Source organism: Mucilaginibacter terrenus, assembly GCF_003432065.1.
Lineage (GTDB): Bacteria > Bacteroidota > Bacteroidia > Sphingobacteriales > Sphingobacteriaceae > Mucilaginibacter > Mucilaginibacter terrenus.
In genome coordinates, this window is record NZ_QWDE01000001.1 from 923,426 (window position 1) to 948,814 (window position 25,389).

At 39.2% G+C, this 25,389-nt stretch carries 24 protein-coding genes; 2 read left to right on the forward strand and 22 right to left on the reverse strand.

What is annotated here, in order from left to right; genetic code table 11:
• Positions 1-137: 137 nt before the first annotated feature.
• Both DYU05_RS04080 and DYU05_RS04085 read left to right on the forward strand, forming a co-directional pair.
• A complete protein-coding gene (locus tag DYU05_RS04080; protein WP_133300159.1) occupies positions 138-539 on the forward strand; it encodes a hypothetical protein in 402 nt (133 codons plus the stop codon).
• 21 nt (positions 540-560) lie between these two features.
• Positions 561-1,076, forward strand: a complete 516-nt coding sequence (locus DYU05_RS04085; RefSeq protein WP_117381697.1) for a hypothetical protein — start codon at positions 561-563, stop codon at positions 1,074-1,076.
• A gap of 220 nt (positions 1,077-1,296) precedes the next feature.
• Here DYU05_RS04085 and DYU05_RS04090 read toward each other — a convergent pair whose 3' ends face one another.
• The 22 genes from DYU05_RS04090 to DYU05_RS04200 all read right to left on the reverse strand — a co-directional run bounded on the left by DYU05_RS04090 (position 1,297) and on the right by DYU05_RS04200 (position 25,389).
• Positions 1,297-2,082 (reverse strand): helical backbone metal receptor, encoded by a 786-nt coding sequence (locus DYU05_RS04090; protein ID WP_117381698.1) that lies wholly within the window; start codon positions 2,080-2,082, stop codon positions 1,297-1,299.
• Positions 2,083-2,084: 2 nt separating this feature from the next.
• Complete coding sequence (locus DYU05_RS04095; RefSeq protein WP_117381699.1) at positions 2,085-3,434, reverse strand: sugar transferase; 1,350 nt, start codon at positions 3,432-3,434, stop codon at positions 2,085-2,087.
• Positions 3,435-3,584: 150 nt separating this feature from the next.
• The gene (locus DYU05_RS04100; protein ID WP_117381700.1) at positions 3,585-4,148 is read right to left on the reverse strand and encodes a D-sedoheptulose 7-phosphate isomerase; all 564 of its coding nucleotides are present in this window, start codon (positions 4,146-4,148) and stop codon (positions 3,585-3,587) included.
• A gap of 1 nt (position 4,149) precedes the next feature.
• Positions 4,150-5,163, reverse strand: coding sequence for an ADP-glyceromanno-heptose 6-epimerase (rfaD, locus tag DYU05_RS04105; RefSeq protein ID WP_117381701.1), 1,014 nt, complete (start codon positions 5,161-5,163; stop codon positions 4,150-4,152).
• Entirely contained in the window at positions 5,144-6,109 is a 966-nt protein-coding gene (gene rfaE1 / locus DYU05_RS04110; protein WP_117381702.1) for a D-glycero-beta-D-manno-heptose-7-phosphate kinase, read from the reverse strand. The genes rfaD and rfaE1 overlap by 20 nt, the downstream gene beginning before the upstream one ends.
• A gap of 2 nt (positions 6,110-6,111) precedes the next feature.
• Positions 6,112-7,035: a glycosyltransferase gene (locus tag DYU05_RS04115; protein ID WP_117381703.1), complete on the reverse strand. Its 924-nt coding sequence runs from the start codon at positions 7,033-7,035 to the stop codon at positions 6,112-6,114.
• Positions 7,036-7,046: 11 nt separating this feature from the next.
• Entirely contained in the window at positions 7,047-7,973 is a 927-nt protein-coding gene (locus DYU05_RS04120; protein WP_205771783.1) for a glycosyltransferase family 4 protein, read from the reverse strand.
• A 116-nt stretch (positions 7,974-8,089) separates the two neighbouring features.
• Positions 8,090-9,427 (reverse strand): hypothetical protein, encoded by a 1,338-nt coding sequence (locus DYU05_RS04125; RefSeq protein ID WP_117381705.1) that lies wholly within the window; start codon positions 9,425-9,427, stop codon positions 8,090-8,092.
• Positions 9,428-9,429: 2 nt separating this feature from the next.
• Positions 9,430-10,551 (reverse strand): glycosyltransferase family 4 protein, encoded by a 1,122-nt coding sequence (locus tag DYU05_RS04130; protein ID WP_117381706.1) that lies wholly within the window; start codon positions 10,549-10,551, stop codon positions 9,430-9,432.
• Positions 10,552-11,138: 587 nt separating this feature from the next.
• The gene (locus tag DYU05_RS04140; protein WP_117381708.1) at positions 11,139-12,428 is read right to left on the reverse strand and encodes a glycosyltransferase; all 1,290 of its coding nucleotides are present in this window, start codon (positions 12,426-12,428) and stop codon (positions 11,139-11,141) included.
• Positions 12,425-13,270: a glycosyltransferase gene (locus tag DYU05_RS04145; protein ID WP_117381709.1), complete on the reverse strand. Its 846-nt coding sequence runs from the start codon at positions 13,268-13,270 to the stop codon at positions 12,425-12,427. The genes DYU05_RS04140 and DYU05_RS04145 overlap by 4 nt, the downstream gene beginning before the upstream one ends.
• The gene (locus DYU05_RS04150) at positions 13,267-14,715 is read right to left on the reverse strand and encodes a flippase (protein ID WP_165851991.1); all 1,449 of its coding nucleotides are present in this window, start codon (positions 14,713-14,715) and stop codon (positions 13,267-13,269) included. The genes DYU05_RS04145 and DYU05_RS04150 overlap by 4 nt, the downstream gene beginning before the upstream one ends.
• A gap of 174 nt (positions 14,716-14,889) precedes the next feature.
• Positions 14,890-15,999: a DegT/DnrJ/EryC1/StrS family aminotransferase gene (locus DYU05_RS04155; protein WP_117381711.1), complete on the reverse strand. Its 1,110-nt coding sequence runs from the start codon at positions 15,997-15,999 to the stop codon at positions 14,890-14,892.
• Complete coding sequence (locus DYU05_RS04160; protein WP_117381712.1) at positions 15,999-16,424, reverse strand: sugar 3,4-ketoisomerase; 426 nt, start codon at positions 16,422-16,424, stop codon at positions 15,999-16,001. The genes DYU05_RS04155 and DYU05_RS04160 overlap by 1 nt, the downstream gene beginning before the upstream one ends.
• A complete protein-coding gene (locus DYU05_RS04165; protein ID WP_117381713.1) occupies positions 16,421-16,834 on the reverse strand; it encodes a sugar 3,4-ketoisomerase in 414 nt (137 codons plus the stop codon). The genes DYU05_RS04160 and DYU05_RS04165 overlap by 4 nt, the downstream gene beginning before the upstream one ends.
• 110 nt (positions 16,835-16,944) lie before the next feature.
• Positions 16,945-18,246: a lipopolysaccharide biosynthesis protein RfbH gene (gene rfbH, locus DYU05_RS04170; RefSeq protein WP_117381714.1), complete on the reverse strand. Its 1,302-nt coding sequence runs from the start codon at positions 18,244-18,246 to the stop codon at positions 16,945-16,947.
• 18 nt (positions 18,247-18,264) lie between these two features.
• Positions 18,265-19,983 carry a thiamine pyrophosphate-binding protein gene (locus DYU05_RS04175; protein WP_117381715.1) on the reverse strand — a complete coding sequence of 573 codons (1,719 nt, stop codon included), beginning with the start codon at positions 19,981-19,983 and terminating at the stop codon, positions 18,265-18,267.
• A 96-nt stretch (positions 19,984-20,079) separates the two neighbouring features.
• Positions 20,080-21,135, reverse strand: coding sequence for an NAD-dependent epimerase/dehydratase family protein (locus tag DYU05_RS04180; protein WP_117381716.1), 1,056 nt, complete (start codon positions 21,133-21,135; stop codon positions 20,080-20,082).
• Entirely contained in the window at positions 21,132-22,217 is a 1,086-nt protein-coding gene (rfbG, locus tag DYU05_RS04185; RefSeq protein WP_117381717.1) for a CDP-glucose 4,6-dehydratase, read from the reverse strand. Before rfbG ends, DYU05_RS04180 begins: the two co-directional genes overlap by 4 nt.
• Positions 22,211-22,984: a glucose-1-phosphate cytidylyltransferase gene (gene rfbF / locus DYU05_RS04190; RefSeq protein WP_117381718.1), complete on the reverse strand. Its 774-nt coding sequence runs from the start codon at positions 22,982-22,984 to the stop codon at positions 22,211-22,213. The genes rfbG and rfbF overlap by 7 nt, the downstream gene beginning before the upstream one ends.
• 4 nt (positions 22,985-22,988) lie before the next feature.
• On the reverse strand, positions 22,989-24,032 hold the full coding sequence (locus DYU05_RS04195) for a ferredoxin--NADP reductase (protein WP_117381719.1): 1,044 nt from the start codon (positions 24,030-24,032) through the stop codon (positions 22,989-22,991).
• A gap of 283 nt (positions 24,033-24,315) precedes the next feature.
• Positions 24,316-25,389: a lipopolysaccharide biosynthesis protein gene (locus DYU05_RS04200; RefSeq protein ID WP_117381720.1), complete on the reverse strand. Its 1,074-nt coding sequence runs from the start codon at positions 25,387-25,389 to the stop codon at positions 24,316-24,318.

Below are 25,389 nucleotides of genomic sequence, written 5' to 3' on the forward strand. Positions count from 1 at the left end.
GATCTACACCTCTACCCGCCCTAATTGGCTACTGCCTTTCTCTAGTTTTTTAGCACCCGTTTATAAAATTTTTAATAGTTTTATTAAAATATTATGATGCAATACTAAAATATTAGGTAATTAATACCAAATATTTTATGTTAATACCACCTATTTATTTTGTAATTGGCTGTTATTCAGGCAGAATAATTTTAGTAATGATTTTAAAAGATGCGGTTGATAGAGTGCTATCAGACCAAAAAAGATCACTTTCGTGGCTAGCTAATGAGATGAACCGTACAGTTGATGGCTTACGCCTTGCACTTGTAAATGGTTCAATTAAATACAATGACCTTGTCAGGTTGGTAGAGGTACTAGATGTGCCAGTTGCTATCCTCTTCCCTAAAAGGTTGAATGAGGAGACTAGTAATGGCACCTCTTTTTCAGAAACTGCTATAGCTTATAAGTTGCAGATGGAAGTTCTTAAAGAGAATATCGACATTCTAAAAAACACTATAAAAGACAAGGAAAAAATTATTGAATTATTGAGTAAACATTAACCAACCAAACAAACCAATCACATGAAAAAGTTGCTACTGGCCGCGTTCGCGGTGCTGGCATCTTGTGCCGTATTCGCACAAGGCCCTGAGGCTGTAAACACCTCTACATCAAACAAGAAAACCCTTTCAGAAGGTTCAATGATCACCGTTTCACTGCTAAACGCTGTGTCAAGCAAAACGAATAACAGCGGGGATATGCTGGAATTTGAAACTTCTGAACCGTTGATCGTAGGTGATCGAGTTATTTTGAATAAGGGCTTGAAAGTATTTGGAAAAATAACTGAATGTGCTAAAGCCCGGGGCATGGGTAAGCCTGGATCATTGACTTTTACTATAGACTATCTTACCCTAGAAGATGGCCGCATAGTCAAGCTTACTGATCACGACATTAAAGAAACTGGAAAAACTACCACCGGTGCAGCTGTTACCGAGGCCGTACTACTTACACCTTTTTTCTTGCTTAAGAAAGGTAAGAATATCGAATATCCTAAAGGCAAAACATTTAAGGTGTTTGTAGCTAAAGATTACGAGATATAAGCGGCACTAAAAAAGCCTATCGGCACTTAGCAAAAATGAGGCACTAACCAGTTAAATGCTAAAAAATATGGCTTTTTGGAACCCTACATGCATATATAATTTTATTGAAATAGCGGCACTAAAATGGGAAGCAATTTTTCCCTTCTTCCGCACAAAAGGCCTTTACAACTGTAAAGGCCTTTTTATTTTATAACTCCTGAAGCTTAACAATGCTAATAAATTACGGCTGTAAGCCGAAAATAAGGCTGTTGAAGTATTTTGGTGCAAGTAGTAACCTGCTACCATACCAAGAGAACATCTCACCATCCACCAAAATTATATCGGCATTAGGCACCATTCGCTTAAACTCTTCCAGATGTTTTTCGACAAATGGATATGGCTCCGTGGAAAGCAGAATAACTTTGGGTGCCGCCGCTATGAGGTCCGTTGCTGTTACAATTGGATATCGGCCAACATCAAAAACATTTATAAGCCCACAGTACCCCATCATCTGATCAATGAAGGTTCCCTTACCAGCCACCATGTAAGGTTTACGCCAGATAAAGTACGCAGCACTTTTTGATGACATAAGTTGATGTATGCCGTTAAAAGCTAGCGCTATGTTATTAACAAGGTGGTTTGCTGCTATAAAGCTTCCAGTAATCTGCCCCACCCCGTTAATCATTTCTAAAGCATCATTAAGGTCAGCTATGTCGCTTACCCAAACCGGATAATGCTTCATTAGCGCTTCTACCTGGCTACGTTCATTCTCTTCTTTGTTAGCAATGATGAGGTCGGGCTTTAGGCTGTGTATGGCTTGCATATCCAGCTTCTTAGTGCCACCAATTTTAGTAACTGTTCTTACATCTGGTGACGGGTGGATACAGTAATTAGTTATACCAACCACACGTTCGCCAAGCCCCAGATAAAACAAAAGTTCCGTTTGTGACGGAACTATAGATATTATTTGTTGTGGAAAATCCAGTGTGTATACCGCCCTGTTCAGCTGGTCTGAAAATACAGGCACAATTATTTACCTTTTCCCTGTACCATCACCTTAACAGTTTTAAGGATAATGTTAAGGTCGGAGTTAAGGCTCATGTTCTGCAGGTACAACATATCATACCGCACCCTGTCGCACATTTGATCAACGTTTTCCGCATAACCATAATGCACCTGGCCAATAGATGTTAAACCTGGTTTTACCCGCAGCAATTTTTTGTAGCTAGGCGTTTTTTCTACTATCTGCTCAATAAAGTATTGACGTTCTGGACGTGGCCCTACTACAGACATATCTCCTTTTAAAACGTTCCAGAATTGCGGTAACTCGTCTAACCTGGTCTTGCGCATAATACGTCCCCATTTAGTGATTCGAGGGTCGTTATCCTTGGACAACTGTGGGCCGGCAAGCTCCGCGTTTACCTTCATGCTACGGAATTTGTAGATGTAAAAAGGCTTTTCGTTTTGCCCTACACGCTCTTGTCTGAAAAATGCAGGTCCTTTTGAAGATAGCTTTGTAATAACGTACAGCATGAAAAATATTGGAGCACCTAAAACCATGACTACCAACGAAAATCCAATGTCGAAACTCCTCTTTAAAAATCTTATTTTAAGTCCTATTTCCGGGTGGGAGTTCAGTTGTAACACCGGTACATCATCATAACTTATCAACTGAGCGTAGTTATTGCCAAGCATCAGGTCTGATACAACCTTAATTTTTATGAAATGAGTATTGCCAATTCTCACCAGCCTGTTTAGCAAGTCGGTGTTCATTTCTTTGTAACATACAAATATCTCACTGGGACTTTTACTTAATAGGTGTTGTATAAGCTGAGGCTCTTCCATTCCTGATATTTGCTCCTCAGAGATATAATCTGCAAGGTCATATCCATATTCAGGATGCTGAGAAAAAGATTTCATCAAACGGTCGGCAATATTATTATCACCTATAATTACTATCTGTCTATGATTGTATCCATTTTTACGGATATAGTCTAGAAAAAAGAACAGCACCGAACGTTGTACAACTACAAACAAAAAGAACAATGTGTAGCTAAGCATTACCTCAGTACGGGAAATGTTAAATATTTTAAAAAAGTAAATTATACCAAAAACGCAAAGGAGATGATAGATAAGCGTTAGTAAGAATTTGTTGATGTTATCACGTAACCATAACGGTCTAAAAACGTAAAAGCTTTTAGAAAGTGCCGATACAACAACCCAGGCAATGTTTACCAATAAAATAAAGGTGATTGATGTATTGCTAAAAACAAGATTATTAAACTTTACAAAATGAGAAGTGTAAAGTGCAATATTCAAAAGTAACAGATCGCTCAGGAAAACAAGCCCCGGAAGGTGTTTAGAGTAGCGTGTATTCATAGGGTAAACAGTAGAAATATGTTCTTCAAAATTAGCTTTTATTTACGAATTTATCACCAAAATATATTAATAGTTGATAAGTACTAAAAGCGTTGATCTAAAACAATGCCAACTTAACAGCTTACAACCTTGCGGAATAATACATTTATTTTAGAAAACATCATCGATTGTTTCACAAATTATATGACCAATAAGAATATGCATTTCCTGAATTCTGGCGGTAGTGTTAGACGGGATTACAATATTCAAGTCGCAGTGCTGGTTCATATTACCACCTCTTTGTCCGGAAAGCCCGATAGTTTTGCAGCCCAATTCACGACCTTTAATTAAACCGTTTATGACGCTGAGGCTATTGCCGCTGGAAGATAAGCCAATAATTACATCGCCTTTTACCGCAAGGCCTGCAACCTGCCGCTCAAACACCCTTTCATAGCCATAATCATTGGCTATGGCGGTGATTGCAGATGTATCAGTTGTTAATGCTATTGCGGGCAGCGACCGGCGTTCTTTAACAAAGCGGCCAACGAATTCTGCGGCTATGTGTTGAGCGTCTGCAGCACTGCCGCCGTTTCCAAAAAGTAGTACCTTATTACCTCTTTTGCTACAATCAATTACTACTTGGCATACTTTCTCAATGGTGCCTTTTAACTGTGCTAGTGTTGCTTGAGCAACCTCTATATGATCTTGAAAAACACTGTCAATTTTTTCTGTCATCTTAGTAATAAACTTCTTCAGCTAAATAATTTTTTACGTAATCGTAAATTCCTTCTTCAAGCGTGTAAAACTTATCAGTATAACCTGCAGCTTGTAATTTTTGCATATTTGCCTCAGTAAAATATTGATATTTCTCACGTATATCCTCTGGCATATTTATGAAAACAATAATAGGCTCTGTATCCAGTGCGTTATAAGTCGCAGTTACCAAGTCATAAAAGCTCCTGGCCTTACCTGTGCCTAAATTGTACAAGCCACTTTCAGCCAATGTCCATTTACCAATGGTCATCATTTTCAGCATCCAGTACATCACTTTTAGTAAGTCTTTCACATATATAAAGTCGCGAAGTTGCTGACCATCTTCAAACTCCTTACGATGACTCCTAAAAAGTTTAACTACCCCGCTTTGTTTTATCTGATTATAAGAATGCCAAATAACGCTTGCCATACGGCCTTTATGATATTCGTTAGGCCCGTAAACATTGAAAAACTTCAACCCTGCCCATGCAGATGGGGTAAATGTTTGTGCAAGCGCCCATTTGTCAAACTCATTTTTGCTTACTCCATAGGGGTTTAAGGGCTCAAGGTGGCTTACAATTTTGTGATCATCATCATATCCAAATTCGCCTGCACCGTAAGTTGCTGCTGAAGATGCATATATAAGCGGAATACTTTTTTCTGCACAATAATTCCAAACCGCCTTTGAATATTCAACATTTAACTTTTGGTGTACACTGTAATCAAACTCTGTGGTGTCGGTGCGCGCACCAAGATGTATAATGGCGCTGATATCGCCGGTAAATGCCCCCAGCCAATCAAACAAATTACATCGTTCTACCTGTTCAACAAACTTTTTGCTTTCCCAATTGGGCTTTTTACCATCTGATGTAAATTCATCAACCAGCACCAGGTTATCGAGCCCTAAATTATTTAGGAATTGAACCATGCACGACCCAATGAAGCCAGCGGCCCCTGTTACTATTATAACAGGTTTACTATCTGTCAAAACGTTCATCGGCAATTTTTTGGTGTATCTCGTTTAAAGTGGCGGTAGCGCTACCTACTTTACTTACAACTATCGCAGCAGCTTGATTTGCGAACTTACAGGCTTCGTAAATACTTTCGCCGGATGCCAGCGCAACTCCCAATGCTGCCAGAACAGTGTCGCCAGCACCGGTTACATCAACAACGTCAAGAGCCCGGGTAGATATAATCTCAAGTTTATTGTTATTGAAGATAGCTATACCATCTTCTGACAGCGTTACAACTACACTTTCACATGCTGTAATTTCCTGTATTTTAGCACAAGCCGCTAATAGCGTATCATTATCAGTAATGTTTATACCAGATGCTATAACAGCCTCTTTGCGGTTTGGCTTGATAATATTTACTCCTTTGTATTTAGAAAATTCTAACCCCTTAGGATCTACCAGGGTCATTACTCCTTGCTGGCGACATATATCAATTACACCTTCTAACAAGGTCGGAGTTAAAAGCCCTTTGTTGTAATCAGATATTAAAACAATGTCGTACTCCTTTACAATTTGTTGAAGTTTGCTTAAAATTTGCTGCCCTTTTTCAGGAGCTACTGGTATAGTTACCTCGCGATCTAACCGGATTAGCTGGTGATTAGCTACCAACACACGTGATTTTACTATAGTGCAACGGTCAGAGTCTTTAACTATCCCATTTAAAGATATTCCAAATGCAGAAAGTTCGTTAAGTACTATATCTGCTTTGTCATCATCTCCTACTATGCCTATGATAGTGGGCAGACAATTGAGAGCTACAAGGTTCTTTACCACATTGCCTGCACCGCCAAGTGTAAACGATTCCCTGGAAATTTCTACAACAGGGACCGGTGCTTCCGGAGAAATGCGGTTGCAGGTTCCGTATATGTAGTGATCAAGCATAAGATCACCTATTACAAGTATTTTGGTGTTTGTAATTTCGGCTACCATAGTTATTTCCAATAAAAACCGTGCATGGACAGTTTTGTTACGACACTTACCGGCAACCTTTTGTAAAACCTGCCGCTGTTATACCCCATCCATTTAGCAAATACCGAAGCAATTGACTTAAAAATGCTCAACTTATCATGTTTCATTACATAACCGATCTCGGACTTTACAAATTTTAAACCTTCCCCTCCGGCTTTTCCAAAATCGTTTAAGAGCCATATGTTTTGTTCGTGAAAAACTCTCGTATCAAAGTAGCGACGGAATTCCTGCCCTAATGTATAAGTATGGGAGTGACGCACAGTAGCATTGGCAACATAAGCTTTTTTTTGACCTGCCTGCAGCAATTTAGCGGCTACAATTGCGTCCTCTCCCATTATAGAGTCAGATGGAAACCCACTAACGCTCATCAATGCAGACCGTCTGTAAGCTGAAAAAGAATTTGAACAGAAAAATATCCTGAAGCCCAATTTTTCTTTATCCTTTATAGAAAGTACTTCAGATACAGGAGGATAGTTGTATAAGCGAGCGTGCGTCTCAAGCGTTTTAGACCCTTTGTGCGGTAATTGCCTGCCGTAGGCAATACCTACCTGATCGTCGGTTTCAAATATATTAACTATATTTCGAAGGCTCATTGGGTCAGCCAAAATAGCGTCCTGCGTAAGAAATACACATACGTCAACACCTTCTACTCTATCAACTAATAACTGCCTTGTAGCACCATGATTAAATTCAGCTTTAGGGATGGTAATCACCTCAAATCCGTATTCAGCAGCCAACCTAACGGTATTATCTGACGAGCCGGAGTCTACAATTACTTTGCGCTCTGGTGTTAATGTTTGCGCCATTACGCTTTTCAACACTTCACTCCACAACGCACCAGCATTGTAAGTAGGAATAAGTAAAGCCGTTTTTACTTGTTTTGTCATGCGCAAAATTATTAGTTTCTAAACTGGTCTATTATATCCCATGTTTGAGCTGACGTTTTTTTCCAGTTGAAAAACTTCGCCCTTTCTTTACCTTTTTCACCCATTTTTTTTCTGGCTTCATCATCTTCAAAATATTTTAGCATGCCCGCCTCTATCTCTGCTAAACTATAGGGGTCAACTAATAAACCAGCATCTGAGATCACTTCTGGTATGGCTGTCTTGTTGCCAGCTAATACCGGACACCCAGTTGCCATAGCTTCTAACGGAGGTAATCCAAAACCCTCATAAAAAGACAGGTAGGCAAAAAACATAGCGTTAGTATAAAGCCATGGTATATGTTCATCGCTAACGTGCCCAGTAAAGTATACACGTTCTGGAATCTCGTCAATATTATTAGAGGAAAACACCAAAGGGCTTCCTTTTTTCCCAACAACAACTAAACCAACATCTTCTGGTATTTTATGTAATATGTTTTTCCAAGCTTTTAACAAGAGAGGTAAATTTTTACGGGGTTCTAAAGATCCGAGCGACAACACGTATCTATTAAACGGGATACTGAGCGGCGCGCTTTCACCTGTTAAAAAGTCATGGTTTACGCCATTATAAACAACTGATATTTTACTTTCTGGTATATCTATGTGTTCCAGTATCGTTTGCTTGGTAAAATCGGAGATTGCAATAATATGTTTTACCTGTTTACCAAGTCGTGGTAAAAGCTGCTGATACCATTTAGCGAAGTATTTGTTTATCCACTCGGGATGTTGCAACGGAACAACATCATGTATAACAACCACCTGGTTTTTAACAGCTAATGGCCCTGTAATGCTTGGGCTAAATAGCAGGCGTCCTTTTAACAAGCCGGGCAAGTAAAGCTGCTCCCACATATGGCCTTTGAAACCGCGTGCAATATCAGGTGACGGTGCTACCTCTTCTATCATGTCCGGCGGAAAACCGGAAAGTACTTCCTGTGTGTAACGTTGTATACCGGTCAGGGCTGTGATCATGCATCGTACATTACATACTACTTTAGTATCCATTAGTGAAAATATTAAGATTATGGCATCATGGGAGTCGAATCAACGGCACGTTTTTGCACCCTTTTCTTTCCGACCTTTATAAATAAGTAATATATTATTATAGCGGGTAATGAGTAAATACTGATTAAGTAGAAGTTGACGAAAAAGCCAGCAATATTATTAAACGCAAATTGTATTAGGAAAAATGTAAAATAACCTAATGAATTTCCTTGTAAGAGGTTTGCTATTCTCTTAAACTTTTTTACCACATAGCCTAATAAAAAGCCTGAAGTAAAAGGCAACATGATAACCCCAAACCAACTAAAACTTACATAGCCCCAGACTGATGGCGGCAGTCTAAGCCCCCCTGACGCTATTTGTGTTATATCGTTCGTATCATTTAAAACAAGTAGTGTATAAACAGATGGGTTCCAGGGAAAGTTAAACGGTATTAGTCCGCCAACGTATGTAAGTCCGTAGGTGTATTTGTTTCCTGCAGTTACAAATGCATTTAAGAACTGAAGCTGATCGGTAATATCGGGTGCGCCGTAGGCAATAGCTTGGAAGAAGTTAACGTCGTGAGCCGCCAAGCCAAAGATAGTATCGGGATATAAAAGCCCAAGGATATAATAGATGCTGCTGCCGAGAATATAAGAGCAAAGTACAAAAAACAAAAATACCCAAAATGCACTATTAGTTTTTCTAAGAGCAACGATTATAGATACCGCTACCAAAATGCCGCTAAATATTGGCGTTCTGTTCAAACTTACCGCAATAAGTATCACTCCGCAGGCAACCAGAGCTAGACTTTTTAAGTTAAAACTATAATAAAGATCTAATACCTTTAATGGCATCAAAAATTCGAGAAGCTGCCTGCAAGTGCGATACAAAAATGCGACTCTGGAATATGGAGCTTGGTATTCACCTTTAAAAAATTTAGCCATATAAGGGTCTGCGGCAAATATCGGAACGAAACCCATCAGCAAAAAACTTGTACAAATACCGATCAAAGATATCAAGTAAATACGCGAGCAAAGTTTTGAGATTTGCGATACTTTATGTTCATCTTTGGCGAGTTTGGCTATGAAATTAAACTGAAGTATAGTGTTAAGCACAGGCAATTGTTTCCACTTATACCCTAGAAACAAACCAGCTAAGTATGTTATAGAACCGATTAAATTAATCAAGGAGTAAAGCTCAATAATATCTTTACTGGTGTAGTCTGTAAAATCTACCACAAAAGCCGGGATAATGTAGGCAACCAGGCACAGCCCTAAACTTAAATGATTGAAAATATTTCGCTTATCAAACCAAATAAAATAACTTCCTAAAGAAAATATACTAAGAGAGAAACCTATCGAAACAGTTAAAAGCATTGTTAAGGTTGACTTATAAAAGCTATAAATTCTTGAACTACTATTTTCCACTGAAAAGCTTCCAATCGTTCGTAACCGGCAATTACCAAGGCTTCTCTGTTATCTTCTATATCTTTTAAAGCGGAGAGCCAATCATCAATCAGCCATGACTTAACCGTAATGCCAGCACCTTCAACTACTTCTATCATTGCCGAATTATGAGCTGCAATAACCGGGCAGCCACAACTCATCGCTTCAAGCAGCGGCAGACCCAAGCCCTCGTTAAAAGATGTAGTAAGATAACAATAGGCGTTACTGTACAATCCTATCAAGTCTTGTAAATCAACCTTCGGTAAAATCTTCACTTGATCTTTTGGGTAGCCGGAACTATTTAACTTAGTTGAAATTGCATCAGATGTATTTCCCCAACCACTTCCTCCTACTATAATCAGATCGTATCGTTCGGCTACGTGTTTAAATATATCTAATAACAACTCAATATTTTTTCTAGGCTCCAAGGTTCCTACAAAAAATAAATACGGCTTTTTTGTAGAAGATACTTGTGAAGAAATTTGAAAACGTTGAGCTAAGGCTTCCTTAAAATCAACGTTTAATCCAGCACCTATAAAAATTTTTTTGTTTGATGCTATATCAGGATAATAGTTTTTAAGCTCATCGGCGGTGTAATGTGAATTGCACCAAATCAGATCCGCACGTCTTATACTATATTTAAAAAGTAAGTTTGTCAATATCCGATTGGCGATCGACATGGTATCTGGCCATTTTTTAAAAACCATGTCATGCACAAATGTAATTTGCTTAATTTGATTTCTGTTAAAAAAAGGGTAAAGATATGTACTTGGTGATAAATAATAATCTGGTTTTAATTGCGCAACAACTCTGTTAAGCTTGATTAAAGACCATAGCAAACCAATGTTGTTAAATAAAGGCAAAGGCCTTTTGACAAACTCAATGTTATGCTCATTAAACACACCGTTTAATAACGGATGAATTTCAGATCTTAATATAACATATATAATCCAGTCTGGCCGCTCGGCAGCAAGTTGCTTAATCAATGATACAGCGATGTATGTAACACCAGAGGGCTTTCTAGATAATCGAACCCCATCAACAGCGAAAATCATTAGTTTACTGAATCTTAAGGATGATGTAACATTCTTTATTAGCAATTTGGTATAAACCGACCATCATAACAGGAAATTTGTTTATTGTAATACAAGTTTAATAAATGGGATTTCTTAGGATTCTAAAATCCAAATCATCTAAATTGCAGAGCAAGCATTTTAATAAGTCGTTCTTTATAAGTATAAGGAGTCATGAGCATATAAATAAGTTCACGGGCAGTGATGTTAATCTCTTTGCATTATACGCTTTATTATCAACGCTATAACAATACTTTTACCAGGTAACTTTTTAAAAGTGGTAAAGGTTCCGCCGAAAAATGTAAAAGCCGGTGGATTCTTTTTTATGATCCGGCTTAGGAAAAATTTCCTCCAAATTAAGGGTTTCATGTTTTGATAACGACTATCTATATACACTTTAACCCTAGACTCTGTAATGGGAAATAAAAGTAGGCGGTTAGTATATATAATAGAAGTAACATTTGAAGTAACCTTTAAAATGTTCACTATGACTTGCCACACGTATTTACCTACTCCACTCAGCGGCCCCTGCAGGGGCCGTCCATCAACAGCAATTTCTATCATGACGTTTACAGGGTCTTACTTACGTCGCTTTTATCAAGCAAAAAATACTGGTTTTCGGGCCTGAAATATTTGATAAAAAACTTAGCAAGTATGTAGTATTTTTTGAACCCAAGCAAACGGTTAACAATGAAGAAAAATTTATTTATATAGCTTACCTTTTTATAATAATCACCGTAGGTGTCCTTCCTCATTTTATCCAGTTCGTTTTTAACAAAAGACGAGTCTACTAGTTTCTGTTTTTTCAGCCTTTGATAAAAAGACGCTTGAGGAGCCGATTTAAACGGATTCCCGTATGTAACATTATTTGCTAATGCCCGCCTGTATAAACGCCTTTGCAGATGAAGAATTTCTATCCCATTATCAAAATAATTATAGCTATAACTTAAGTTCAGAAAATCGGCTATTCGGCCCTTAGTAACTTCCTGTTCGTATATGCTAAATATAGGCAGCAAATCAGGATAATTCTCTAAATTGAGATCTGGCAGATTTAGATTACTATCTTTAAAGTTGCGATAGTTTACGCCGGAATAATGCACGAATATAAGTGCAAAATCTTCTTTCCCGGTTACACGGTTTGTTACCCAAAACGCGCCATCAACACTTTTGATCTTGCGCTCATGAAAATTCCAAGGTGCTAAATTTCTGCCCAGATCTCTTGACACGTGTATGCCGCTGTCAAAAAACGAGAAAATAAAATCCATCCATTTCTGGTCTGTAAATAAAGCATCGGCCCTGTCTACAAAGCACATGTCCTGCAGCCTGCTTTTCCACCAACTTAAAAGTTGGCTACTCTGATCACATTTTCTAAAAGCAACAAAACCCAAGTTGTATATACCAGTGGCTAAAAGGTCATTTTGCGACGCGTTACCTGTATAGTTAATTTCAAGCGTGGTAATATGCGGAGTTACCACAACAAAGGAATCATCCAGTTCTCTAAATATTGGGTCTAGGGCAGAAAACACGTAAATGTCTGGATCAAAGTAAATCACTTTGTCGTAATCTTTGCCAAACAGGTACTCAGCGCAATGTGGCTTTAGGAACGTGCAAAACTCAGTTATGTTATATTTAAAGGCGGTATCAAACCACAAGTCTTCGGCGTAATCCAGTGTTTCCTTGGCAACATGATAAAAGAATTTGCTTTGCTTTATTGCCCCAAGTGCCTTATCATCATCAACTTCATCTGCAATGAAAATATGAAAGTCAACCTCCGGGTTAACTTTTTTTATTGCCGATCCTAATACTTCGGCAAGGCCAAAATAATTTTTTGCTACAATTGTAAAAGCTCCTTTTTTCATTTAGTATAATTTATTTCAAGTTTACCATAATGACCTGTTAAAAAATCGTAAACTCCTTTAATTATAAATTTAGCGTAATTCTTTTTGTCAGGATAATAGAGGATAATTCTTACCACACTTTTGAACAAATGCTTAATCCTGTTTGATACAAGCGCAAAGTCACTGAAAAAGTATTTGAATGTTATGTAAAGGGTATTTCTTGTAATATAATAATATCTTAACGGCGAATGCCCCGTAACGACATTACTTCCATGGGTAGTTAAAGGCACTCCCAAGTTATGCTGTAAATAAATTTGTTTACTTGTAAGAATCTTGAAGCCAGCAACTCTAGCCTTTGCGCAAAAGTCATGATCAACCTCATCAATAAACAGCTTCTCTTCAAATCCTTTTAGCGCTACCCACACATTGAGATTAAGTAGATTTCCTGAGGTTACCACAAAATGAATTTCGTCAAAATTTTTATCAAAGTTTTTAGTCCAACGATCGTAACTACCAGTATAGGAGGCAGAACAGATAGCTATTGTATCATCATTGAGGTTTTCAACCGTGTGAAAAAAAGCAGTATTCATGAAGCTTGTATCCTGATCCATCGTCAATATCCAGTGATAGCCAGCTTTCAAAGCTAAGTTACAGGCAACATTTAAAGCGTTAGCTATACCCTTGTTGCCTCCATTATCGATGTATATTACCTGTGGGATCGCCTTAATGGCCGATAGAACATTGTGATTTTTGATATCGCTATTGTCAACTACATACAATACAGACAATGTAGCAGCATAACTTTTTAAATTACCTATCACCTCCCATTCAGGATTATAAATCACCGTGCAACCTGCTATCATTGTTTTATACTCTTAAACTTTTTAATAAGTGCTTCATACACCCAAACAGATAACTCGTTTTTAAAAAAAACCTGTTGGATAACTGCATAAGATATTGCACATGTGACTACTGCAATAACAGTATGAAAAATCATATTACCAATAAGGTAACGAGACATTATGGTTATCGGTACAAAAATAATTGAGGAAAGCAAGGCCTGCCAAAGTGATTTATAAGGTACTTTAAAATTGAAGTATTTTTTTACAAAGTACATATAGGTTAAAGTTACGAACACTTCAGAAACAATGTTTGCAATTGCGGCTCCTATCTCATTTAGAAATGGAATGAGTAAAAAGTTCATTACTACGCTAACAATCATTCCTACTGTAACTGAAATCAGCATCTGTTTGTCTTTGGCTGATGAAATGAGTATTTGGATACCGAAAAAGTAGCCAAATCCGATAATAATAGGCATAATTGAAAGTATTCTCATGACCCCGGTAGCCTGTAAAAACTTGTCTCCCGAAAAGATAACCACAGCTTCATGTGAAAGAAGGAATAGCCCAAAGGCAATTGGAATTGAAATAAAAGCTATAAACCTAAATGATTTGTCCAATAAATTGTAAAAATTACTCATATCACCTTCTTTCAAGCTAAAGCTGATTTTAGGCATTGCTACAACCCCAAGTGAAGTAACAAATGGTATGGTGATCTTAGCAAGCTTCACTCCTGCAGAATAAAAGCCTACAGCGCGTTCATCCGACAAAAAACCCAATATAACAACATCTAGAAGTGTGTACATACTTGATGCTAGAGACGTGCTAAATATGAAAAACAATGGCTTCAGGTGTCTTATAAAATTAAGCTCCTTGGTTGTGAAAGTTACATCCTTCCATACCAGTAACATGCTTATTAGATTATTACCAACTAAAGCAAAAATGTTGATGATCAGATAAGTAAAAACATCTGATGGTTTTTTTACAAATAAGTATAACAACAATAATGAGATCGCCTTAATTATTACAGACCGAACTGCTATAACCTTAAATCTTTCGATGCCTGAGTAAAACCAATCTATAGATGAAAAACCAAGGAGTATTATACCGGCAGATACTATATAACTGCTTTGATCTACCCTAAATTTGTCAACTATTAAAATAACTCCGAGATACACAACGCTGATGATAACGCTTGTAAATACATAAATTAAGGTTAATTCAGAGAATGTTCTGTTTAACCTTTCTCTGTCATTTTGAACTTTGGCAATCTCTCGAATGCCGTATATTGGAATACCCAAAGCAGCAACCAAGGCAAAGTATTGAGCGAAAGATGTTATGAACTGAACTTTTCCGATTCCGACGGGTCCCAATATCCTAGCTGCGTATGGAAAACTTATTATAGGAAAAATTAAGTTAACAATAGTTAATAAGAGATTGAATACGTAGTTACTTTTGGTGGTAGACACGGGATTAGCTCGTAAATTAAGTTCTTTTATTATTCATCTTCCAAAGATTTAATTCTTGAAAAGTTCCAAAGATACCATCATTTTTTACAAAAAGAGTTAACCTGGCCATTTCACAATAAAAGAGGTTATTTGTGCCTGAATGACTGAATGTTAATTGTTGATTTTTGTTATGATTTATTGTTTATACTTATACGCTTTAAGACGGCTAATTAAATTTTGCACTGTTAAGTGATCGAAAAGCTCGATCAAAGGTAAACTCAATACCTCATTATGGATCTTCTCACTTACTGGATAACATACCTTATTCCATTCTCGATAGGCAAGTTGCTTGTGCGGCGGAATGGGATAATGTACAACTGTTTGAATGCCGTGTTTTTGTAAAAATGCCTGCAGATTGTCCCTGTTTTTACACCTAATGACAAATAGATGCCAAACATGCGACTCTTCTGATGTTACTTCCGGAAGAATTATTTCGGGATTTTTAATTTCGTTTAGGTAGTAAGTTGCTATTTTTCTGCGGATGCCTGTCTCTTCATCAAGGTACTTTAGCTTAACAGATAGAAAGGCAGCTTGCAACTCGTCCAGTCTACTATTTACCCCCTTGTACACATTTTGGTACTTAACGTGTGAACCATAGTTCAGTAGTGCTCTTATTGTCTCGGCTAGTTTGCTGTCGTTAGTGGTAACTGCACCGGCGTCACCTAAGGTGCCAAGGTTCTTGGTTGGGTAAAAGCTAAAGCCTGCAGCGTCACCAAGGTTGCCACATTTTTTGCTGTTAAGCTGAGCGCCATGCGATTGTGCGCAATCTTCAACTACCTTAAGCCCATGCTTTTGAGCGATGGTGTTTATGGCTGCCATATCACACAATTGTCCGTAAAGATGAACCGGTAGAATTGCTTTGGTTTTTAAAGTAATTTTCTCTTCAATAAGCAAAGGATCAATATTGTAGGTGTCAATATTGGGTTCTATCAGCACAGGAACAAGATTGTTGGCAGAAATTGCTAAAATACTGGCAATGTAAGCGTTTGAAGCGACAAGTACCTCGTCGCCATCGGTCATTAAGCCGAGTTCTTTATAAGCCCTGAAAATGAGTGTAAGCGCATCCAGGCCGTTAGCCACACCTATGCAATGTTGAACACCGCAGTAATGTGCAAATTCATTTTCGAAGTTCTTTACCTCGTTGCCTAGTATATACCAGCCAGAATTTAATACACGCTCAAAGGCTTTTCTAAGTTCATCAGCATGCGGCTGATTAACCTTTAATAAATCTAAGAACTGCACCATCAGCGGATCAAATTTTTGCTATTGCGGAGCGCCAAAAAATCGTGGTATTCCCTGATGTAATCGGCTTCATCGTACTTATTTGAGGCAAATACGAGGCAGATTGAACCCGAGGAAAAATTAACTTCGGACGCCCATATTCCTGGTGGAATATGCAGGCCTATATAGGGTCGATTAAGCTGCACAATACGCTTAGTCTTACTATCGTCCAAAAAAATCTCAAAACTGCCGCTGGCTGCTATAAGAAACTGGTGACAGGTTCTATGAGCATGTGCGCCACGAGATTCGCCACCGGGGATATCATATAAATAGAACACCCTTTTTATGGCAAAGGGTATCTCCAGGTTATTATGCACTGGTGTAATGTTACCGGTACGGTTCTGAATACGAGGCAGTTCATATAATGAGCAATCGTAAACAGTATTCATCGGGCAGCTGCTTTAAAGGTTACGTAATCATCAAACTCGCACTCGTAGTCATCTTCATCAAAGTCTGTTGAAGCTACTACAAAGGCAAGCGAATTGGTGGAGAAGTTTTCCATATGCCGCCAGATGCCGGCAGGAATATACAACCCATAATAAGATCTGTTCAGGGTAAACACCTTTGTTTCAGCGCCATCCTGCACTATTACATCAAAACTGCCTGATAGTGCTACTATAAGTTCCTGATTGGTTTTATAGCTATGGCCGCCCCTTTGTTCACCACCGGGCACATCATATATCCAATAGGTACGCCTAATGTCAAAAGGTACATGTTCCCCTTCTTCCATAAAGGACAAGTTACCCCTTTCATCCAGCACCTTTGGTAAATTGATGAGTTTTACCTCTGTTAAATTCATATTCCTGATCAGATAATTACATTGTCCAAAACCTTCAAAAACCACATTTTTTTAAACTGCATTTTATTTCTGTACAAGATATTGAATTGAAGCTGCAACAAATAACAACATTATGCAATGTAGTCCTTAAAAACGTCCAAAATGTAATCATAATGAGTTTCGTTGAGGCCCGGCCAAACCCCAAGCCAAAACGATTGGTTCATGATGATGTCGGTATTGGTCAACTCCCCTACTACCCGGTGATTGATGTTTGCATAGGCGGGCTGTCTTAGCAGGTTGCCACCAAATAGCAGCCTGGTTCCAATCATCTTTTCTTCCAGGTGCTGTACCAGCATATGCCGGTCCGCGGCATCACCCTCCCGCAGGGTCAGCAAAAAGCCAAACCACGAGGGGTCGCTGTTAGGTGTTGGTTCCGGCAATATGAAGATTTCCTCCAGCTCCTTCATGCGCTCGTATAGTGCTTTGTAGTTTTCACGCCTGCGCTGCACAAAATGATCTATTTTCTTTAATTGTGACACACCAAACGCCGCCTGCATATCGGTAACTTTAAGATTGAAGCCGATGTGCGAGTAGGTGTACTTGTGGTCGTAGCCGTAAGGCAGGGTGCCGAGTTGCTGTGAGAAACGGCATCCGCAGGTATTGTCCTTTCCCGGTTCACAATAGCAATCGCGGCCCCAGTCACGGAAGCTTTCGGCAATTTTAGCCAGCACCGGGTTATTTATCATCACCGCACCGCCCTCGCCCATTGTAATATGATGTGCCGGGTAGAATGAAAAAGTAGAGATGTCGCCAAAGGTGCCGGTCTTTTGTCCGCGGTAGGTGGCGCCAAGGCTGTCACAATCATCTTCCACCACCCACAGGTTATATTTCTTAGCAACCCGCATTACTTCATCCAAATCGAAGGGATTACCCAGTGAGTGCGCTATCATTATGGCCTTAGTTTTTGGCGATACAGCTGCTTCGATTGCAGATGATAAAATGTTGTGCGTTGCTATATCTATATCCACAAAAACGGGTACAGCGCCAAACTGTATCATTGGGTTTACCGTGGTTGGAAAACCAGCGGCAACCGTGATCACTTCGTCACCCGGCTTAATCGCTCTCTCGCCAAGCTTTGGCGACGTAAGGGCGTAAAAAGCGACAAGATTTGCAGACGACCCTGAGTTTACCAGTAATGCCTTAAATGCGCCAAAGTACCTGGCGAAATCTGTTTCGAAAGCATTAGCAAACCTGCCGGCGGTAAGCCATCCGTCTAATGCGGCATCAACACCAAGCAAGATGTCGTCTTCATCAATAACTTTCCCTGTAACGGGTATATAGTTTTTCCCTGGTACAATAACTTGAGTGGTTTTAGCTTTAGCTATTGCTCGGAGGCTCTGTTCCAGTTCAGGAGTAGTTATGTTTTTAATCATTTTTCTATTTGATATGAATCAGGTACTTTCCATTTCTATCGGCTTGGCAAAAGGCTCCATTTCTGTAATGGGTTTGCCAAATGCAATCTTCGGATAGGTATTTGTATGTGGATCAATCATTACCTGCAGTAATATAGGTTTATCGGCATTGGCTTCATTCCACATCCATCGTACCGCGTCATCTATTTCGGTTTGTTCGACTATTGTCATAGAACTTATACCATAAGCTTCGGCAACCTTTTGAAAATCTGGTGCACTGTAACCCCAGTAAGTTGATTGATAGCGAGATTCAAAGTAGCTATCTTGAAACTGGCGTATCATTCCAAGGTTTTTATTATTCATAATGACAATTTTAACCGGCAGCTTGTTACGTACTATGGTTTGCAGTTCCTGGATATTGATCTGCATACAACCATCGCCGGCGATTACAATCACCGGCTTAATACCAAGTGCAAAACTTGCTCCGATGCCGGCCGGCAATGCATACCCCATAGCCCCCATGCCTGCAGAGGTTAAAAAAAGCTGGTCTTCATATAATTCTACTGATTGCGCTGCCCACATTTGATGGCTCCCAACATCTGCCACATAACATTTAGCCACTCTTGAGTTGTGCGAAAGTTTATGCATAAAAATGTTAGGGTTTATGCCCTTAGGCTCGAGCTCTTTGGTATCAGGCCATTGCTCTTTTAAGCCGTTTACATAATCAAACCACATATCTGGCCTTTTAAAGGAGATATCTCGGGCGGTGTTGTTAAAATCAATGAAGAACTGCCTGGCATCCATAACTAATGGTATACAGCCTTTTACTCGATTGTTTATTTCTCCGGCTTCGCAATCCACATGGTAAATGGTACGATTTTCAAAAAACTTCACATCTGCACCTGTTTGCCTGATGTCTAAACGGCTGCCAACAACTATAAGCAGATCGCATTCGCCAAAAGCTATGTTTGCCCAACGGTTGCCGTAACTACCTATAAAACCAAACCTTAACAGGTTATCATGAGCTATAGCATCAACAGCAAGCAAAGTGGTAACTACCGGTATTTCGGTTTTTTCGAGAAAAGCATTCATCTCCCTTATAGCAAAGGCTGCTCTTACACCTCGGCCAACAAGCAAAAGGGGCCTTTCAGCTTTCTCTATATCAACTATCATCTTCTGCATTTGATCATGTAGAAGTATAACTGGCTCTGAGTTGCTCTCTACTTCGTGGCTCGGCTCTATTTGCGCGCGCTGTACGTCCATCGGTACATCTATCAACACCGGACCCGGGCGACCTTCTGTAGCTATTCGGAACGCATCTTCCAGCACCTTTGGCAAATCATGTTCGCTTTCAATTTTGAAGCAGGCTTTAGTAACCGGCTTAGCCATTGCTATAATGTCCGTTTCCTGAAACCCTAATTGGCGTACAGGCCTTTCACCTTTTTGCTCATGCCGGTTAACTTGTCCAGTAATAAATATAGCTGGGGTCGAATCAAAATAACAACTTCCAATTCCTGTCAAAAGGTTGGTTGCACCGGGGCCACTAGTTGCGAGTGCCACACCCGGAATGCCAGTAACACGTCCAAAAGCATCAGCGGCAAAAGCGGCAGACTGCTCGTGGTGCATGGTGATAATGTTTATTGCTGTTTTTTGATTTAAAGAATCAAGCAAATGGGTAATCATACCTCCCGAAAGTTCGAAAACATGGGTGACACCTTTTTTCTCTAAAAAAGTAGCTATGAAATCAGATGCCTTCATCAGTTATGATTATCTGTTAATTTGTTAGTTATCCGGTTAACTAATAACAGTAACCTCATTGTAAAACTAAGCTGCATAACAAGGTAAAAACATTAGCTAAGCAATAGTGTTCGTTGTTGTTGTTCTGTAAAACTCTAACGTTTTCTTTACTGTGGTATCAAGGTCGGTGTACACCTTAAGTCCCAATTCATTTTTTGCTTTCTCCACAGAGGGTACATATCTTGACGGCATATCCCGATTGCGCGCCACCTGTTTTACGTCTACCTGTAATTTCTTTTCGGCTAAATTATTTATCTTCCCCGCAAGATCAAGAATATTGATTTCCTCATCCGATCCTATGTTATAGGCTTGGTTTGGGCGTCCGTTTAATAATACTGTAAACAACCAAATTACAAGATCGGCGGCGTAAAGATAAGAACGATATGGAGAGCCATCACCAACTATGGTTATCTTTTGATTATTAATAGCGTTGAAAATAAAATTACCTAATGCATAACGTCCATTTAACGGCAAGTGAGGACCTGCAAATGCAAAACAGCGGGCGATTTTGCATTCTATTCCGTATCGTTGATAATACATAGCACAAAGCATTTCTGCTACTCTTTTGCCTTCGCCATAAGCAGCATTACTCGCTAAAACATCGGGAGCAAAGAAATCATCTTCACTTATATGAGTTACCGAAACGGGTTGAGTGCCGTAAACTGCCCCACTACTGGTCAGTAATACCGATTTAACCTTCTTATCCTTTGCCAGCTCAAGTATGTGCCTGGTCCCTTCTACTATGGTGTCAAATATTAAAGCAGGATTGTCGTTGTTAATTGCGGTATTCGCATCTGTTGCTGCATGTATGATGAAGTCAAGTTTTTCAAATATAAATCCAAAATTGGTAACATCACCTTTTATAAAGGTTATAGCATCGTCTTCAAACTCCGGGTATGTTGATAGAAATTTGTCCGGCTGCCTGCTTAATATATAAAGCTTAGCGTTAAGGCGAAGTTCTCTATTTATATAAATAAAAGCACCAGTTATCCACTTACCAAAAAAGCCTGTACCTCCCGTTAACAAAATACTCTTTCCAGCAACCAGGGGCCAAAGGTTGCGGGTTCTTGCCAAAATTTGCTGCAAGTCTTCTTCCGGCAAGTAATACTTCATGCTAAAAAATCAATAATCTGTTTTTCAGTATATGTCGCCGCTGATTGCGGATTTACGAGCCATTTTTTATACCAGTCTATTGTATAAGCCACGGCTTGTGCAGCATCAAACTTTGGTTGCCAGCCTAACTCAATAAGCGCTTTACTGATATCGAGTTTTAATAAAGCAGCTTCATGTGGCTGATCCGGATCCTCGTGAACTTCGAAAGATCCTGCCCCCCATTTGCTAATTGCCGTTTTAACCATTTCGATAACCGGCAAAGAATCAGTAAAGTGAGGCCCAAAATTAAAGGCGCCACTAAATTTAAGTGGATTAGCAGCTAACTGTGTACCTAAAAGTAGATAGCCTGCTAAAGGTTCAAGAACGTGTTGCCATGGCCTAACCGATCGTGGATTTCGTACTATCACTGCATCTTGCCTTGATAGTGCCTTAACAATATCAGGTACTAATCTATCTTTACTCCAATCGCCTCCGCCAATAACATTCCCCGCCCTTGCAACCGCAAGAGCTTTCTTATGGTTAGCATAACCAGATAAGTTGAAAAAGGAATTCCGGTATGAATCTATTACAAGTTCTGTACAAGCTTTACTAGCGCTGTAAGGATCATATCCGCCAAGCCGGTCATTTTCTCGATAAGGATAGGTCCATTCGTTATTTTGGTATACCTTGTCTGTAGTAATAAGTACTAAGTTGCAGGGTTTATTCAATTGTTTAGCTGCATCTAATAAATTTGCAGTACCTATTGCATTTACCTCAAAAGTTTCAGAAGGTATTTCATAGGATAAACGAACTAACGACTGCGCCGCCAGATGAAAAATATAGTCTGGCTGGAAAGAGCTGACTGCAGCATGTAGTGCCTCCCGATTGCGAAGGTCTGCAATCACCGACTCGCAGAGTTTATCCCCATCTATTAACTCGTAAAGATTAGCGCCAGATTCAGGAGCTAATGCAAAACCCATAACATCAGCGCCAAGCATAGATAAGATCTTTAAAAGCCAGGAACCCTTAAATCCGGTGTGTCCGGTTAACAAAACTTTTTTTCCTTGGTAATAAGTCTTTAAATAATCTATTGTCGCTACCATATTTTCCAGGGCGCATTGCCGCTGTCCCACATTTCGTTAAGATCGTGCTTATCTTTTAAGGTATCCATTGGTCGCCAAAACCCATGGTGACGGTAAGCATCCATTTGCCCCTCGGCTGCAATACCTTCCATTGGCGCTTTCTCCCAAATAGTACTGTCGCCATCATTTATGTAATTGAAAACTTGAGGTTCGCAAACAAAGTAACCACCATTAATCCAAGAGCCATTGCCTTTTGGCTTCTCAAAAAACGAATAAACTTCGTTTTTTTCATTTATATCAAGCACGCCGAACCTTCCTGATGGCTGCACCGACGTTACCGTACAGTATTTACCACCAGCTTTATGAAAGGCAAGCAGTTCTTTAATATTAACGTCTCCTACGCCATCACCATAGGTGAGCATGAATGGCTCGTTATTGGTGAAGCGCTGAATACGTTTTATCCGTCCGCCGGTCATAGAGTCGTTGCCGGTATCTACAAGGGTAATTTTCCATGGTTCCGCTTGGGAATCATGTACTCTAATTGAATTGTCGCTCAAGTCAATGGTAACATCAGATTTATGAAGAAAGTAATTAGCAAAATATTCTTTAATGAGGTAGCCTTTGTATCCCAGGCAAACAACAAAGTCGTTAAAACCATGTGTAGAATAAATCTTCATGATATGCCAAAGTACAGGCATACTACCTATTTCTACCATAGGTTTAGGCTTAAATACTGTTTCTTCAGATAAACGGGTGCCCAATCCTCCGGCTAATAATACAACTTTCATATTGCTAGTCAACTGACATAATTACGTTTTCACTAGTTGGAAAACTACTGCAAAGCAATCTTTCGTTACTCTGTAAATCCTCCGGTATTTCTCCCGTTACAATCATCTTAACTTCGCCGTTAAGAAGCCTTCCTTTGCAAACCAAACAATTTCCGGTTTGACACGAATAAGGCACATCAAGCATGGCATCAAGTGCAGCATCAAGTATGCTTTTACCTTTAACTACCTCTACTTTGGTTTCTATTTTATTCACAATTAATGTTACTTGCCTGGTAACAATATCGTTAAATAACCCAGGATCGCGCACTGCTTCAAAATCCTCGGCGAAAACCCTCTCTGATGGCACATTAAGCCGGCTCAAAGCTTCTTTAACTGACTCCTTTAACCCTGATGGGCCACAGATATAATGAAAAGAATTTTTCAGATCGCCCTCAGAAAGAATAATTGAAAGTGCTTTATCTGGATTAATCCGCCCCTGGATAATAGAAAGACCGTCAACAGCTATAGTAGGTTTTGTATGAAAATGACACACCGAAAACTTATCGCCAAATTTTTCGCTTAAATTCTCGATGTCTTTTCTAAATATCGTTTCTTCATTATTGCGATTACCATATACCAGTTTTACATGAGAACATGTATTATGGTGCAAGGTGTATTTAGCAATTGACATTAAAGGTGTGATACCGCTACCTACACCCCATAAAATTAGGTGATTTTCTTGAGAAATAACCTCTTCATCAATTATAAAGTGGCCCATAGCTTCCATTACTTCCACTACATCACCAACTTTTACCTGATCAATAATATGATTAGATATAATACCGTTCGGCACACGTTTTACTGTTATTTCTAAGTTAGGACTGACAGATGGAGCCGATGAAAATGAGTACGGACGTAAGTACCTGCGCCCGTTTATACGAAACATTAATGTTAAATACTGCCCGGCCCGGTACTTGATTTTTTTTAATGCAGGCTGTTTGAAAACCACCGTAACAGCATCGGCAGTTTCGGGTCGAATGTCTATGACTTTTAAGGTAAAAAGCTGCATAAACTACTAGCTTACAGCTTTTACAACCAAATTAAGTAATTTTTTTAAAGAAGCTTCAGAGTGAGCAAGGAAATTATATGGTTGAAAGAATTCAGTTATTGAACTTAAGATCATGGTAGCTTAACGTCTAGTGTCCGTATCTTTTCTTAAAATCATTTGAAAGGTAGATATTTAGTTTTACAAATATAACCTCAATGACTGATAACAGCAACAACTGTAAGTAATAGTTATGGATAGCGACAATCAAATATCCTCATCAATATATTTGAAGAACTTAGGAGTGTTAAACGGATATCGACTTCAACATCTTCATTGCGATCAGCACCGCTATGGTCAATACTATTGTTACGATAAAACCAATTACAGCTGCTTTCGCCTTTCCTAATTTATTTACAGGCAAAGGATATACCGGTTGATCTATTATTTGGATGAGCGGTGTTTCTTGCCTGAGTGATATTTTTGATATCTCAAGATTTTTCACAATTTCGGCATAGATAGCAGAACTGGCTTGCACATCAACCTGTTTCTTCTGGGACGGTACTTTTAAGCTCGTAAAGGCCGGGTTGGCGTTTGGAGAGGCATCTATAGCTGATGCTACCCCACTTATAGAATAGCCAAGCACCCTTTTAACACTATCTGCCTGCCTTTGAAGTACTGCTAAATTTTGTGAGCTTTTTTTGGTTTTTGTAAATGTGTAGAAATTATTTACAGTTTCTACAAGTTTATTGTTAAATGCCTTTGCAAAATACTCGTCATCCGACTTCACGTCAACGTTAATAATGCTTAACTTTTTGTCGGGCTTTGTTACCGAAAGCAAATTTTTGTTAAAGTTTTCTGTTAAATCGCTTATAATACTGTCTTGTACTCTGTTAAATTTAGCTGGATCACCAGTAAATGTCACATTGGCATTGTTCTTCCATTTTTTCCTTAATTTGTTAAAATTAATATACCTGTCTATAAGCAGTTGTCGCTTTCCGTTTATGTCGACCTCACTTAAAAGTGTCTTTTCTATCATTACACGCGACTTGTACAACTGTAAAATGTTGTCGCCCTGGAAGATGCCGCCGCCTGCACGTCCCATATCTATTCCGGCCAATGATGCAAGCCCGGCATATTGACCTAAACCGCCGCCTCTACCCCCTTCTTCCTCAAGAACAAATGTGGAAGTTGCAGTGTACACAGGCTTTTTAAATATTGAAAAAGCCACCCCTGCTCCTGCTCCTAAAAGGCCGGCCAATAACAACGTTAGCCATTTACGGCCTATATAATGGAAAGCACTCTTTACCTTGAGTGCTATAATACGCATGGAAATCTCGTCAGAATTTTGGTCGTTATAAGTAGTTTCTGGCTGTCCCAT